This is a genomic window from Pantoea alhagi (assembly GCF_002101395.1).
Classification (GTDB): Bacteria; Pseudomonadota; Gammaproteobacteria; order Enterobacterales; family Enterobacteriaceae; genus Mixta; species Mixta alhagi.
In genome coordinates this window covers 3,273,326-3,286,782 of sequence record NZ_CP019706.1, presented here as the reverse complement: position 1 = coordinate 3,286,782, position 13,457 = coordinate 3,273,326, and the positions used below count along the sequence as shown (strand labels likewise).

Here is a 13,457-nt window from a genome sequence, read left to right as displayed (position 1 = left end):
GTCATCATGAAAAACACAGTTAAGGTATTAGTATTTTTTATCTCGGCCATTTCTTTATCAGCAGTTTACGCATTGTTGTATAAGCAGCAGATTGGAGCGCCAGTCAAGGCCGAGTGGTGGCTAAAAGAAACAGTAATTAAAAAAACAGATTTACTTTCAAAAGTAAAATCGCCAGAAAGAATAGTTATAATTTCCGGTTCAAACTCCCTTTTTGGTTTTGACAGTAGCGTGATTGAGGAAGGCACAGGAATACCAACGTTTAACTTTGGCTTACATGCGTCACTCGACATGAGTTACCTGTCAAAGGTAGCAAGTAACATCGCGAAAAAAGGCGACATTTTTGTCGCTCCGCTAGAATATACTTATTATGTGCGAAAAAGCATGTATTCAGATTGGTTTATAAACAACATGATTGCATGGGGGGCTGACTATCTCCATGGGTTAGATATTTTTGATCAAGCCAGCTTTATTGCGCATACCGATGCACGAAGAGTTTTTGAGGGGCTGCTTACGCCAAAAAGGCGAGTTTTAACCAGCGAGCATGACATTAAGCGATTTATACCTACTGGTGTATATCGGGGTTACAGCTATAAATCAATAAAACGCAATGGTGACATAATAACACCAGAAAACCAGACCAGTCATGTAAAGAGCCTCATGTCAAATATTGATGCAGAGGGTTCACCTCTGACATATGAGTCTTCGTCTAAGCCTGCGAAATATAGCATCGATCAAATTATTAAACTAAAAGAAGCCATTGAATCGAAGGGTGCAAAGCTAATATTAATCTGGCCGGCATCGATTAAATCTGAATCATTTAATGAAATGAACGAAAGTTCTAGCCACTTCATATCAGAAATTAAGAGGGAAGTGAGTGAAGAAGGGATTGATATTCACTGCAAACCTTATGAATTCAATCTGGACTCCAAGTATTTTTTTGATACTTACTACCACTTGAACAAGAGCGGAGAGGAATTAAGAGCCAATAAGGTTCTTGATTGCCTGAGAAGAGAGGTTATAGCGCCTATCCATGGCGCTTGAAGTTAGTTGTTATCTTCAGCTTTTCTAGGGAGCTCTTTGCTCCCGTCTGCAGCTTTAAGGTAAGAGCGAAGCGCTATACGATAGGAAGTCCATTCATTGATTAAATTTTTAATCTCTTCCTCGCTACTATCCTCATAGTCTCCATCTTCTACAATTTGTCTAAGAGCATTGATATTTGCAGTTGCAACATCATACTCAGACTGAGCTGTGGAAATATTTGCCAATGCTATCTCTTCATCAGTCATTACTACAGATGGTGGTGTAAAAGACCAAGACCCTTTTTTGTCTTTCTTTGCTGAGAATCCGGGTCCGATTTGTTCATTTTCTTTAACTTCATATGTTGTGAAGGAATCAAACATTTGTCCTTCGCCGTCCCATACAACAACATTTACAACCATTTCATCTTTAATAAGAGCATATGTCGACATTTATGCATACTCCCAAATAATCACAACTCCGCCTGTGCCAGAACCACCAGATCGTGATGGGTTCGCTCCAATATTTATTGCGCCTGAACCGCCAGAGCCATATCCGGAACCGTCAGATCCATTACTTGTGGCGTTTGTACCGTCGGCACCCTTCCCTAGAGGGGATGACCCGCCGCTACCAGCGAGGCAGCCTGAAGCGACGCCCGGGTTAACGATCAGTCCTCTGGGGCCCAAAGAGGCAGACATAAATAAAGAGTTTGCTGGATAGTTGAGCGTGCCAGATAAGGCCCCATTTGTTTGGGCGATTAAGTTGTTAGTTGATGCAGAACCACTTCCTCCGCCAGGACCACCTCGCAGACTTATTATTGAGCCTACAAGGGTGGCTCCGCCTGCATTGCCAGGATTTCCTGCCGTGCCTCCTGATCCAGCGGCACCAATAGTTATAGCTTGAGCTTGAGCGCTTATTAAAGGGGTTCTGACGTATTCGCCACTAACCCCCCCATTACCGACAGCAGATTGCCCAGATGAAATATTAATTACAGATCCGCCGCCGCCAGCTCCGGAAACAGCCTCTATAATGCACTTTTTTGCGCCTGCAGATGGGGTGTATGTGCCACTTACTGCGAAAATCTGAATGTTGATAAGCCGGCCGACGAAGCCGCTGACATCACTCAACCCGAGGCTAAGAAGACCATTTTTATCATTAATCAACTTCGCCCATTTTGATGATGGCGGAGGACTGTTAATGTTGTTACTGGCAACAGATGAGTATGCATCTCCGTTCCTGATGCATAGAGAGCCAACATAGTATTCCTGAGCGGCATCCCATTCCGGCACACCCATCTGATGCTGGTATGAAATGAGCTGGCTCAGCGTATAGAACGCGGCGTTGAAATCCTCCAGCGAGGGATTCTCAGACGGGCCTACTATTCCCCACCCACGGCGAAATGCGTCAGTAACCTGTGATGTCAAATCGTCAGCCTGCGCCGTCCCACCGAAGACGGTTCGCTCCAGTCCCTGAGCATTAGATGCAAAAGCGGGAAGATTCCCTGCGTATCGTGCAATCTTAGACATGAATTTTCCTCGAAAAAAAACCGCCCTGATAGGCGGTATTGAATTTGCTTGCGAACCCTCTGGCTGAGGGGTTTCTTGAGAACCCAAACGTCTGCCCGGGCGTAACCTGATAGTAATAGTCGTATCTGACGCCGGCAGGCTTGGGTAAAAGGCCCAGCTTTACGATCAGGCGCAGTTCATCCAGGGATATCTGAGGGGATATATTCAGAGCCAGCGTCATATCCTTGCGGTCTGTAACGTAAGCCTCTCCGTTAAAAGCGGCCTGAATGACCTCCTGCAGGCTGACGCGATCATCAGACGCTATAGTTCCGGACGTGGCGTTCTTAGCGATCTTAACCTTCAGGAACCGCCGGTATTCATTATCTCCAAGCTGATAATCACCGTAAGCCGGCGAAAACTTACTGTAGAATGGCGCCCCCACGTAGCCGGGCTTGGACTTGCTTTTAAAGCCAGCTGAGTTTTCATGCCCCTCAAAGCCAAAGAATACCTTTGCAATCACTGCAGGAACGCTTCGTGATAACCCCACTATGCGACCAATAACGTCCAGCCGGTAACCAGTCGCTTTATCAATATCAAAGTTGTCAGGGTTGCGAATGAAGTCGGCAATAATCTGCCACTGCTTCATCATGGCCTGAATTTCAGCTTTGGCTTTCGGCTTCTCCCAGTACTGCCGGATGAGCATCAGCGTATAGCGGTTAATGATGTCGTTATTCATCAGGTCACCTCGGTGATGTCGATATCACTGGTGCTTAAGGTGAATTTCCCCTGAAATCCCGGAGAGAGTTCCGCATCGGTGTATGTGCTTCCGTCATTGCTGATCATGAGGTCAGTAAGTACATAGTTCACACGGCTTGTGCTATACCCGTCGGCGTAAAATTCGTTTGCGTCAATGCTCTCACCAATGTGCAGCTCCCGGGATGCCAGAGCCTCCTTCAGTGAATCCTGATCGACCGGGTCATTGGTAATCTTGCGTCGGGCCGTAAGCCTGATGTACAGCGGCTTGTAAACAGGACGGTCAAATTGTAGGTCATGCGCTATCTGAAGGATGGAGCCGTCAGGCCGAGCCAGTGACTCAATGTAGCGCCCGGTAACGCTTCCTTTAGTTCCTGTGCCGCCGCCCTTCTGCTTAACCATGACCTCAACGATTTCAGACACGGCACCACCCTCCACTACCAGCCATATCGAGTTGGCAGGAATACCGGTTTCCGCATCATCAAACTTCGTATCGTTCTCATCGATATTGAGATCGGTTACACCGGCGAGTTGCGCTATCTTTGCAAATATGGCCCCAGTGCTGCCCGTGGCCGGGTTTTCCAGTGACCTGTTGCGGCGCTGGCGAAACTGTTCGGGTGTTTCCTCATCCCTTCCCACAACAACGGCAGTGTCAGAGATGATGCTCAGAATACCCAGCTCAGGTGTTATCTGAGTGAAGGTGTCGGATATCAGCCCGGTCACCTTTCCAAAGTTTTGCGCAAAGAACGTAACCGTGGTCGTGCCGGCCGGCACCGTAATATCTTGCCTGACAAACCAGACCTGATTAGCCTGGTCACGAATTTTGTAACCACTGTACAAAAGCACCGGTCTGTCAGTTGTGACCTTCAGATCTCGCTGAGAGCGGGAGCCAGGGCGAAGATAAAGCCCGTGCAGCTTTGCGATGATCTGCTGCATGTCGCCAGTGTTGAAATCCGGGTCCATCTGCGAGTAAATCCACTGCAGCGCCGCTTCAATATCGGTGCGTGCCTGTGCCTCGATTGCAACGCGCTGGCCGTCGGGCGACTCCTGATCGAGGTCGATATCCTGACCGTAAATTGCCTTATAACCGTCGCTCAGGCTCTGGAATATATCCCTGAATGTATCTATCTGCAGGCCGTTATTATCAAACTGTAGTGCCATCGCTCTGCGCTCCGCCAACAGGGAAGTTGATTATCTGTTCGTCAAATACTGTCTGGATGCGTAATTCGATAATCTGATGTCTGGTCCGTTTATTGACGGTCAACTCCAGATTGTTAATCCGCATCACGCCATCTGTTGCCAGCGTGACGCGCTCTATTTCGCGCAGTATTTGCTGTTCGGTGTTTTTCTCGGATAGCAGATAAAACCAGTCGATGTTATCTGCCATGTTGAGGGGGTTGTCGTTTTTGAATGACCGGATTCGGCACTTAACTTTCTGGGCAATGGCGGCCCCGCCAGTGATGTAATTCGCCCTCCCGCGGCCAAACCCCCAGTCGTCATCTTTATCGAGCGCAGATACGATCATTGAGGCCCTCCTGTATTTCCACCGCTATCACCGCGATGGGTATGCGCGCCAAAATCAATACCCCCAATTGTTGCTGCGCCAACTGTCAGGCGGCCTGTGCAGGTGATATCGCCTGTGACAGTCAGATTTCCTGTAATAACCATATCCCCGAATGATCGGTATTACCCATCATGAGGCGATTCTGTTTTGGAATTGATATCGCAGACGCGAGCGGGTTAACGCCGCATAGTGCGAAGCCGTCCGAGTAGTCGTGCATGCGCATTTCAAGCGGCGGAACGAAATCACTACCGGCATACCATGAGTCATAGCAGCGCTCTGATATCAGAACGAGGCAGTAATCATCAGGCTTCACAGGCTCAACAATGTAGCTCCCACCGCCTTGCATAATGACCGGCGGAACCTCGATAAGCTCGGGCAACCTGATGCTCGCACCATCCACAACACGATTTATAACTGGTACGCAATTAATGGTTTTTTCGTTTACAGCAGTGATTTTTGCTATGACAATGGTGTGAACATTAGCCAGGGCAAAATCGACACCCTGACCTATGGTGTCGTGGAGTTCTTCAATCATGAATTTCACCCATAAAAAAACCCGCCAGGTGGCGGGCTTATGTGCTTTTTTTAGGCTTAAGCTGACTCTGCAGCTTCCTGAGCCTCAAAGAAGCGCTGACGGAAGCGCATTGGGTCTTTGATGAAGCGTATTGGGGCATGTGCAGAACCGGTGTCACTGATTACCAAGGAGCCGTAACCGCAGATGCGACCAATAATACCCTGTTTGATTTGCAGGCTTGATACTTTCTTAATAGGGATTTCTACAGTATCTCGCTTTATCAAACCAGCTTTAGCAATCAATCGCTTGTTTGTTATTCCTGCCTCGTTAGAGCGGAGACTTAAGTAACCTAAAGGAATGAGAAGTAAGCCTACCCCCATGGTAAACATCGCCAGAATCAAACCCCAGATAACCCATGGTATCAATGCTAATAGAGTCACCTTTCCACGGTACAAAACTTCTTCATTGCCAACCAGATTTGAATCGATATAGGACATATCCCAAAAACTCCTTTGCAAAGGGATTCGGATAATATCACCTTACAAAATTTGTTTCGATATGTTATTGGAGAGATTAATCAATAAATTTTAAGTAATGACCTTATACTCGCCCGCTGGCTGGCACACAACCTTCTGTGTCCATGCTGGTCCGGTGTACTGCCCGCTGGTTTCAATCTGGTAAATTTTATAAACCCCGTTCAGCGCGGGGTTTGTTACGCTCTCCAGAGAGCACAGACCACCAATTCTGAGCATTGGATTTAGTTTTGTTTCGAAGACGATCTGGCCTTTCACCTGAGAAACTAACGTGCTGGAATCCACGGTTTCTTTACTGTCTCCGCCGGGGTCGGTTACTGGATTGTTAGTAGGGGCTGGCTTCTTCTGGTTTCCACTCGCCTGTGCGCTTGCCTTAGTCGATTGAGGCGTATTGAGCAGTCCACTCCTGGCATTCACCACCGGTATGTTGCCTGATACCACCTCATTCGATTTCAGAATATTGATGCGCTCATCCTTAATGAAAAACGCTTCATCAGGCGACAACATGTCACTCAGGATTTTGCTTGAGCTTCCTACCAGAACCTTTGGCCGGATCAACTGCTGCTGACCCGTAACCGCCCCTTTCTTCGTGTTCGGCATGTCCTGCAACACAGCATCTACTACCCGCTCTTTGCCGCGAACAGTGCGCGATGTGAACGCATTGATATAGTCGTGACCGCCATCCTCGCATTCCAAGCTTACGACGTGAATCGGACCTTCTCTTTTCACGGCGCCACTTTTTACAGAGCCCTGGAAAACCTGCCGCAATTTTTCGTTATAACCAACCTCCAGCCGTACCGGGATGTATTTTTTATCATCCTCAGATTTTACCAGTTGCAGGCGTGTCGACGGTTTCAGGCCGTTTATCGACACTGATAGTTTTCCCAGTGATTTCTTATCTACCGATTCGAGTGCTTTGAAAGACACTGACATTGGCGGCTCAATAATCACTGCCTGATTGCCGATGCCGACCGTCAGCCGGTAGTCACGATAAAAGGTTTCCATCACGGCACGTCTCCCCCGCGTACTTCAATCATCTCTTCCGGCGTCACCATATACATCTCACAGCGTCCGGTAGAGAAGTCATCAGCCCGGCATGGATCAATGCCGGAGTTATCAGTGGTGAGCAGCGCAATATCAAACGGCCAGTTCTTGTGTCGAAAATGCAGCGTTCCCAGCGATAGCTTAACGCCGTCGATAAAGTCACCATTGTATTCCATGCGCATCTTCCACATTTCTACCGTTGGCAGATGGCGAATTGTCATTACCGCCTCACCACGCTCAAACAGAAGTACATGCCGCTGAATAGGTTCGTCGGTGATATTGGTTATCAGGTCCATGTGTCATCCTTAAAGAAAGCTCTTAAAAGCGCCTTTTAGTGAAGTGGCGAGTGACTTTGACCTGACGGGCCCGCCGCTTACTTTAGAGTTATCCGCCGGGGTCTGAGCGCCTTTATTCGCCACGCCAGCCGTTTTGGATTTAGCTGCCGCGGATGGGGATTTGAAGTAGCGACTGATTGGCGTTGTGGTTATCTGCGTGAAATTGATTTTAGTGAAGGTGGCTTCGAAGCGGGTTTCCATCGTCTGATTATCAGTGTTCAGAGCAAGTCCGCTCAGAGCCATGTTTTCGTGCGTACGGTAATCTACCTCTACGGATATCAGTTGCTTGCCGTAATAAATCGCCTCAATAAAGTCGAGGAACTGCTCACGCAGCCCTTTGGCGCCGCCAGAGGTGGGGTTGCCCACCAAGCCAAACAGATCGGCACCTTTATCCACCAGGCGTTTCGCTTTCAGTACCTGCTGCTCCACCCGGTCGGCGATCTCATTTACCTTCTGAAGCTGTTGCTGTGTTTTCGCCGGAATGTACTCAATGACCTCCCCCACGCGGGAATAGTCGGGGATGATGCCAAATGACTCTCCCGGTTCAGCGTCAGCATACACATCAGAAACCACACCGCTGATTGTGACCACAAGTGGCCCGTTAATGATGTCATCAGATGCGTTGCTGCCATCCTCCAGTACATCGACGGGAACCTGTGATGGATACTGTGTTGAGTCACTGACGCGGGCAAACATCGAAAACCCGCCGATGCCGACATTTTTTACCGTGGCTTTACCAGACTCCTGAGCTTTTGTGAAACCGTCGAGAATACCCATTACATCCCACCTCTTCTGCTCATCCTGTTAGCGTCACGCATGCTCTGCTGCAATCCATCTGCTGCTGTGTTGCCTGCAACAACCGGATCAGAGGTGTTGATGTGAATGGTATTGCTCTGACTAACGTTGGAGTTACTGACGCCGCCCGATGCGTATGCCAGATTGCCATTTAGACCAGGATTACCGTATGGGATGCCATTCATGCCAGCCCCCCCAGCTGAGTACGCAGGCACGGATTGATCTTCATCACCCCCTGCACCAAAAAATGACTTGGTTGCATTCCATGCATTTGACGCGGCGTTGCTGATTACATTCCCGATGTAATCGCCCAAGCCCGCAAAGATATTTTTCGCCCAGTCTATGAAAGCAGTAAATGGCATTTTCATCAGCTCGACGCTGTTATCGAAGATTTTAACAACATCATCCCATGCACCTTTAAAATCGCCGGTTACCACCTTCCATAGAGCAGAGAACAGCAACTTTATGCTTTCAACGCTGACCTTGAAGGAATCGATGATAAAATCCACCACGACCATCACGGCATCTTTTATCGCCAGCAGGCCCGGTACAATATCGATACCCCATGTGTCTTTAAAGAAATCTGCGATGACACTTTGCCCGCCCTGCATAGCAACAATCAAATCATCGATAACAAGAGCAATGCCTATTATCAGGGCTGTAATAAGTAACACCGGGGAGAATGCAAGCTTCAAAGCATTGCCCAGGCCAAAGGCTGCGATCTTCCAAATGGTAAACCCAACTACTGCTAAGGCGATGACAGGCAATAAGCGCCGTATCATTCCAGCCAGAGAGAAAACAATCTCGCCAAACGCATGTAGTCCGTTTTTAATTAAGTCCGCATTGGTGTGCAGCCACTCTCGCATGCCGTCAATTACATCTTTCAGCATGGGAAGAAAACTTAGGGCCACCTGCGTGGATACAGAACTGTAGCCCATGCGAAGATCTTTAAGGGAATTATTAAAATCGGCGGCAGCATCAGCCTGTTCTGTTGTTACAACGCCCCAGTCACGAGCCTGTTGCAGGGATTTATCCAGTTCCTCACGGCTAAGCGACAACATCTGAACCATTGAGCGATCAATACCCATCTTGTCCAGCAAGGAAAACTTCTCTGCCTGGCTCATTCCGCGCATTTTGTCTGATAGCTCGGTGAATGTTTGCGTGGCATCCTTTACGTTGCCCTGAGAATCCTTAAAGCTCATGCCAAGTCTTTTGGCAATGTCAGCCATTTCACCTTCACCAGTGGAGACAAATTCTCCAATCCTCATGGTCATTTCGCCTATGGAGTCGGTGACTGCCTCCATGCTGGAGCCGTTAAGCTCTGCCACGCGCCCAAGCTCCTGCAACCCTTCCACAGAAAGCCCGGTTTCGCGGTGAAACTGAACCAACGGGTCAAGACCGTCTATAATGGACGTGAACCATCCGGCAAGAGCGCCCGCCGCCCCCTGAATAGCTGCCCCCATACCAGACAGAAGGCCAATGGAAGCCTTCAGATTTGCGTTAAACGATTCCTGCGGCGCAAGGTTACCGATAAACCCAAACTTGGTAATAAGCTCATTAACTATCGCCATTGCGGGATTTCTCCATTTCGTATTGCTGAATGTCAGCGCTGATGTTCTCGAACTCCAGCATGTCCAGCAGTTCGGGCGTATCCAGCCTGATGAGCTCAGAGTAAGAGCCGTACCCGGCCTTTGACAGCGCCAGGTACATACTCATCTCATCGCTTACGTTCGAGGATTTAACGTAAATTTCTGAACGTCTGGAGCTTCTGAACGTGAGTTCATATTGCTCCCGCCCATAAAAGGCCAGCTAATTACCTGCAGCGCCGTGGTAACCAGCATGACGTAGTCAGCGGGGTACGATTCAAAGTGGTCAGGCTGCTTGGATAACTGAACGCCATCAAACAGCACATAATCAAACATCACCCGCTCAACTTCTTCGAATCGGGCAGTATCAAGGAACTCCAGAGACTGCCTGCCAAGTTCGCTGGCGATGCCGGTAAAGAAAGCAAACACCTTGCGGCGCTTCTTGTGTGTCATCGCTGAGAACTCGTACCGGTTGCCGTTAATCTCTGCATAACCGTCATCGTAAACGGCCCGGATCATATCCAGCGCTTCTTTCTGCTTATCTTTTGACATGGCTTATACCTTGCGCACAACGTTGCGGAACTCGATGGTGTATTCCATCAGCGCGTTAACGTCCTGGTTGTTTTTGGTTTGCGTTGGCTGGGTCGTGATAGAGCCGACCTGCAGATCGTAGGTTTCTTTCAGCGCGGCACCATCACGCACAAACGACTCTTTAACCGATCCATTAAACACGGTAGGAATTTTGGCGTTACGCTGCTGGTTCAACCAGATGTCATCGTTGGAAAACTTCTGAACCCTGAGCACTGCAACATGCACCCCAGCATCGACACGCCCGGAGATTGTGACCCCATTATTTGCACTGTTGGCGCGGCTGGTCAGGGCGTTTGATGGCGTCAGCGTGATGTAATCACCCGCTGAGATATCTGTAATAATCCGCCCGTTCAGTACGATAGTGGCGGTATCTGCGCTAATAACAATCTGTGACATTTACCGGCCCCTATTTATTGAAGTTGATGATGATGTCGCCGCTGTGGATAGCTCCGGCATTCTTCACGGCTACCTGGACAACAGGCGACTTGCGCTCCTGCCGGTCAGCGGCTGACTGGTCAGCCAGATCGCCAGCCAGCACGTAGAACCCTTCCTGCTCGATGTTGCGCAGGAACATGTCGCGGTCACCGAAGAAATCAGGCAGCGTCCAGGTGCCAGGGCTGAACACATTCGCACGCACAAAGCCACGAGTGGTTTTCTCCACGCAGTCCTCTAGCTGGTCAACACCGTAATAGGTCTGAGCCACTTTAGTAGGCGTGGTTTTAAGGAGGTTGAAGGAGTCAGTCTGCACGGCGTCAACGTACGCCATCAGGTTGTAGACGTTATCCACAAAATCGTTGGTGCCACTGGACAAGACGCACGGCACGTCTTTAATCGTGGTGTAGATGTCCAGGCCGATGCGTTTAGCCTTGTCGATTTCCGTCTGCGAGTAATCCTCAGCAGAGACGCTCAGCGTTTTCAGGTGCAGGGTAATGGCTGTCCGTTCACCGTTAAAATTGACAGTATGGGTGCGCGCCATGTAACTGACGCCCAACTTGCGGTTGCCCGCCTTGCTGTACAACATGCGGAAATTGGTCTGACTGGCGAGCGTTACCGCCCACGCCGGGTTAGCCGGGTCAACCTCAAGCGCCTCACTGCCGGTGAACGTCTCATACACTATGACGGCATTTGCTTTCGCCCAGGCTGCTATGAGCGGCACCTGCGCATCAAGGATTTTATCGATGAAGCTGACGCCCTTGATGTTTACCAGCGCTTTGAGAGCACTCAGCGCCTGTAGCTGTGTTTCAGGATCAACCTGAGAATCAGCCTTGCCATCAACATGCGCTGCGCCAGAGCCATCAGAAACAGCCAGAAGGTCACCGATAAACGTGCCGGTAGATGATGCCTCCGGATAGCCAACAATCGATGCTGCGCCCGTTGTTTTACTGGTGATAACGATGTGCGAGCCATCAAACACGACCGAAGCAACCTCCGGAGTCAGTTTGTCCTGAATCTGTTCCACCACGTCTGCCAAGGTTGCTGCAGTTGATCCGTCAATGCCGGTGACTTCATGCTTTGTGCCATCCACCGTGATATTGAATGACCAGTCTTCATGCTGACGCAGAACAGGCAACACAATGGCCTGTGAAATCTCAGAACCACGCAACACACCTGCAGTGGCGGGGAGAGTTTCACCGGCTGCATTCCAGTATCCGATAATCAGCGTTCCGCCGGCGGAAACCGGGTTAGGGCTCGTGCCGAAAAACGCATTGGCGAATGCCGCAGTTACAGACGATGCGCCCCAGTCCTGCTCCACGGCAGATGGTGACTTATATGAACGCCAGCGCTCTGCCGTGCTTAGTACGCCGGGCTGACTGGTCATGATGGCGCACACGTTGATGTTATCCCGCGCCGCTGCCCGCCCTTCTTCCAGAAGCGTCACATTGATGACGTTGTTAATTGATGCCGACATTTATTAGTCCTCTAAAAATTGAAATTGCGGCGTGTCGATACGCAGCGTCTGCACGTCATGCGCCGGGGCATACTGAACGTTGAAACTGAGATGGACGCGGTTGCCGTGAGACTGACCCAACAGTTGCCCCACATCGGTGATATTCGATACGGCCATAATGGTCAGTGCATTTTTGCGCCTGAGTTCGTTAGCTCTCTGGCTCTCACTGAGCATCATGAATGCCTGGGCGTTGGTGTAGGCGTTGCTGCCGTAGAACTCCAGCACCACAGCGTGGCTGACGGCCGCCGTGTAGGTCATCACCTCGGTTGTGCCATTGAAGTGTTGCCCGCGCGCCAGCACCGTCTGCGGAAGGGAGCCATTAACGATGATGTAGCTCGTCTCGAAATCGGTAGCTATGACGTTCTGGCGATCGAATTTTATTAGCTGCTCATCATAGCTCAGCAGGTCGCGCACAAAGCGGGCCACGGCTATCAGGTGGGGTTGTCTCATGGCGTTGGCACCAGTAGTGGAAGCTTGGTTTCCTCCGCAATGGCAGAGCAGAAGCCGTAGTCCATGAAGTCGCCGGGAGAAACGACCTTGTAATCTCTGCCGTCCTTCTCAATGAACTGCCCCGCTTCCATCTTCGTGCGCGCATGAATAAGCAGGTACTCTTTCGACCAGTCCAGGCTGTCGAGCGTCAGGTTTTCTTTGTTGGCACTCTGCACAACTGCGATGATGTCCTGAACCGTGACGACGGCGACGGGCATAAAATTCACCGTGACTTCAGTTCTGGTTTTGAGCTTTACCGGCCGCTCCCAGCCAATCAGCGCGTCGGTCATATCGAGATCGGATAAATCACTCACTGCGAACCTCCCACGTTATAGAGCCGCGCAGCTCGCCTGTGTCTATCAGCACCCCGGATGAGCCCTTTGCCTTCTTGGTCTCTTCCTTGATATCCGGCCATGTACCATAACCGCCGGTCTCAAATGCTTTTATGCTAATGTTTTGGGCAACGATGCCAATCAGGTTAAGAGCCGATACTGCATCTCTCTGGCCGGCGCCGACACTGGCAACCTGACTTTCAATAGCCCGGTTTATTTCTGATTTCTTCAGGGTGAATGGAGCGCGCAGGAAAGAGCGCTCATCGATATGCTCCGTGCCAAACTCATGCGCGGCGCCCGCCTCAATGACTGACACGCCGCCTTCATATTTCTTATCGGCCACCTTTGATGCCGGCAGGCCCACAGCCACATGGTGAGACTTCATCGCCTGCAGGTTCTTCAGGTACTCAGTTGTTGCCCTGAGCGTTTCTTCCGGCGTCATATGGCCCCC

Annotated in this window: 19 protein-coding genes; 1 reads left to right on the top strand and 18 read right to left on the bottom strand. The window is 50.0% G+C overall.

Annotated features, from left to right (window positions below; genetic code table 11):
- The first annotated feature begins 6 nt into the window (after window positions 1-6).
- Window positions 7-1,041 carry a hypothetical protein gene (locus tag B1H58_RS15520; RefSeq protein WP_085071373.1) on the top strand — a complete coding sequence of 345 codons (1,035 nt, stop codon included), beginning with the start codon at window positions 7-9 and terminating at the stop codon, window positions 1,039-1,041.
- 2 nt (window positions 1,042-1,043) lie between these two features.
- Here the strand turns inward: B1H58_RS15520 and B1H58_RS15515 are convergent, their stop codons facing one another.
- The 18 genes from B1H58_RS15515 to B1H58_RS15435 form a co-directional block, all read right to left on the bottom strand.
- The gene (locus tag B1H58_RS15515; RefSeq protein WP_085071372.1) at window positions 1,044-1,469 is read right to left on the bottom strand and encodes a hypothetical protein; all 426 of its coding nucleotides are present in this window, start codon (window positions 1,467-1,469) and stop codon (window positions 1,044-1,046) included.
- On the bottom strand, window positions 1,470-2,543 hold the full coding sequence (locus B1H58_RS15510; protein WP_085071371.1) for a hypothetical protein: 1,074 nt from the start codon (window positions 2,541-2,543) through the stop codon (window positions 1,470-1,472).
- Entirely contained in the window at window positions 2,536-3,258 is a 723-nt protein-coding gene (locus B1H58_RS15505; RefSeq protein WP_085071370.1) for a baseplate wedge 1 family protein, read from the bottom strand. Before B1H58_RS15505 ends, B1H58_RS15510 begins: the two co-directional genes overlap by 8 nt.
- Window positions 3,258-4,436: a baseplate J/gp47 family protein gene (locus B1H58_RS15500; protein WP_085071369.1), complete on the bottom strand. Its 1,179-nt coding sequence runs from the start codon at window positions 4,434-4,436 to the stop codon at window positions 3,258-3,260. Before B1H58_RS15500 ends, B1H58_RS15505 begins: the two co-directional genes overlap by 1 nt.
- Complete coding sequence (locus B1H58_RS15495) at window positions 4,420-4,800, bottom strand: contractile injection system sheath initiator (RefSeq protein ID WP_085071368.1); 381 nt, start codon at window positions 4,798-4,800, stop codon at window positions 4,420-4,422. Before B1H58_RS15495 ends, B1H58_RS15500 begins: the two co-directional genes overlap by 17 nt.
- Before the next feature lie 121 nt (window positions 4,801-4,921).
- Complete coding sequence (locus B1H58_RS15490; RefSeq protein WP_237172416.1) at window positions 4,922-5,374, bottom strand: Gp138 family membrane-puncturing spike protein; 453 nt, start codon at window positions 5,372-5,374, stop codon at window positions 4,922-4,924.
- 56 nt (window positions 5,375-5,430) lie between these two features.
- Window positions 5,431-5,850, bottom strand: coding sequence for a PH domain-containing protein (locus tag B1H58_RS15485; RefSeq protein ID WP_085071367.1), 420 nt, complete (start codon window positions 5,848-5,850; stop codon window positions 5,431-5,433).
- A gap of 90 nt (window positions 5,851-5,940) precedes the next feature.
- Entirely contained in the window at window positions 5,941-6,891 is a 951-nt protein-coding gene (locus tag B1H58_RS15480) for a hypothetical protein (RefSeq protein ID WP_085071366.1), read from the bottom strand.
- Window positions 6,891-7,226, bottom strand: a complete 336-nt coding sequence (locus B1H58_RS15475) for a hypothetical protein (protein ID WP_085071365.1) — start codon at window positions 7,224-7,226, stop codon at window positions 6,891-6,893. Before B1H58_RS15475 ends, B1H58_RS15480 begins: the two co-directional genes overlap by 1 nt.
- 9 nt (window positions 7,227-7,235) lie before the next feature.
- Window positions 7,236-8,042 carry a phage baseplate protein gene (locus tag B1H58_RS15470; protein WP_085071364.1) on the bottom strand — a complete coding sequence of 269 codons (807 nt, stop codon included), beginning with the start codon at window positions 8,040-8,042 and terminating at the stop codon, window positions 7,236-7,238.
- On the bottom strand, window positions 8,042-9,631 hold the full coding sequence (locus B1H58_RS15465) for a phage tail tape measure protein (protein WP_085071363.1): 1,590 nt from the start codon (window positions 9,629-9,631) through the stop codon (window positions 8,042-8,044). Before B1H58_RS15465 ends, B1H58_RS15470 begins: the two co-directional genes overlap by 1 nt.
- Complete coding sequence (locus B1H58_RS20835) at window positions 9,618-9,770, bottom strand: hypothetical protein (RefSeq protein WP_167373273.1); 153 nt, start codon at window positions 9,768-9,770, stop codon at window positions 9,618-9,620. Before B1H58_RS20835 ends, B1H58_RS15465 begins: the two co-directional genes overlap by 14 nt.
- Before the next feature lie 14 nt (window positions 9,771-9,784).
- Window positions 9,785-10,198 carry a hypothetical protein gene (locus B1H58_RS15460; protein ID WP_085071362.1) on the bottom strand — a complete coding sequence of 138 codons (414 nt, stop codon included), beginning with the start codon at window positions 10,196-10,198 and terminating at the stop codon, window positions 9,785-9,787.
- 3 nt (window positions 10,199-10,201) lie between these two features.
- Entirely contained in the window at window positions 10,202-10,633 is a 432-nt protein-coding gene (locus B1H58_RS15455) for a hypothetical protein (RefSeq protein ID WP_085071361.1), read from the bottom strand.
- Window positions 10,634-10,643: 10 nt separating this feature from the next.
- On the bottom strand, window positions 10,644-12,146 hold the full coding sequence (locus B1H58_RS15450; RefSeq protein WP_085071360.1) for a DUF3383 family protein: 1,503 nt from the start codon (window positions 12,144-12,146) through the stop codon (window positions 10,644-10,646).
- A gap of 3 nt (window positions 12,147-12,149) precedes the next feature.
- Entirely contained in the window at window positions 12,150-12,635 is a 486-nt protein-coding gene (locus B1H58_RS15445; RefSeq protein WP_085071359.1) for a phage neck terminator protein, read from the bottom strand.
- Entirely contained in the window at window positions 12,632-12,988 is a 357-nt protein-coding gene (locus tag B1H58_RS15440) for a hypothetical protein (RefSeq protein ID WP_085071358.1), read from the bottom strand. Before B1H58_RS15440 ends, B1H58_RS15445 begins: the two co-directional genes overlap by 4 nt.
- Window positions 12,981-13,448, bottom strand: a complete 468-nt coding sequence (locus tag B1H58_RS15435) for a phage virion morphogenesis protein (protein WP_085071357.1) — start codon at window positions 13,446-13,448, stop codon at window positions 12,981-12,983. The genes B1H58_RS15440 and B1H58_RS15435 overlap by 8 nt, the downstream gene beginning before the upstream one ends.
- Window positions 13,449-13,457: the final 9 nt, after the last annotated feature.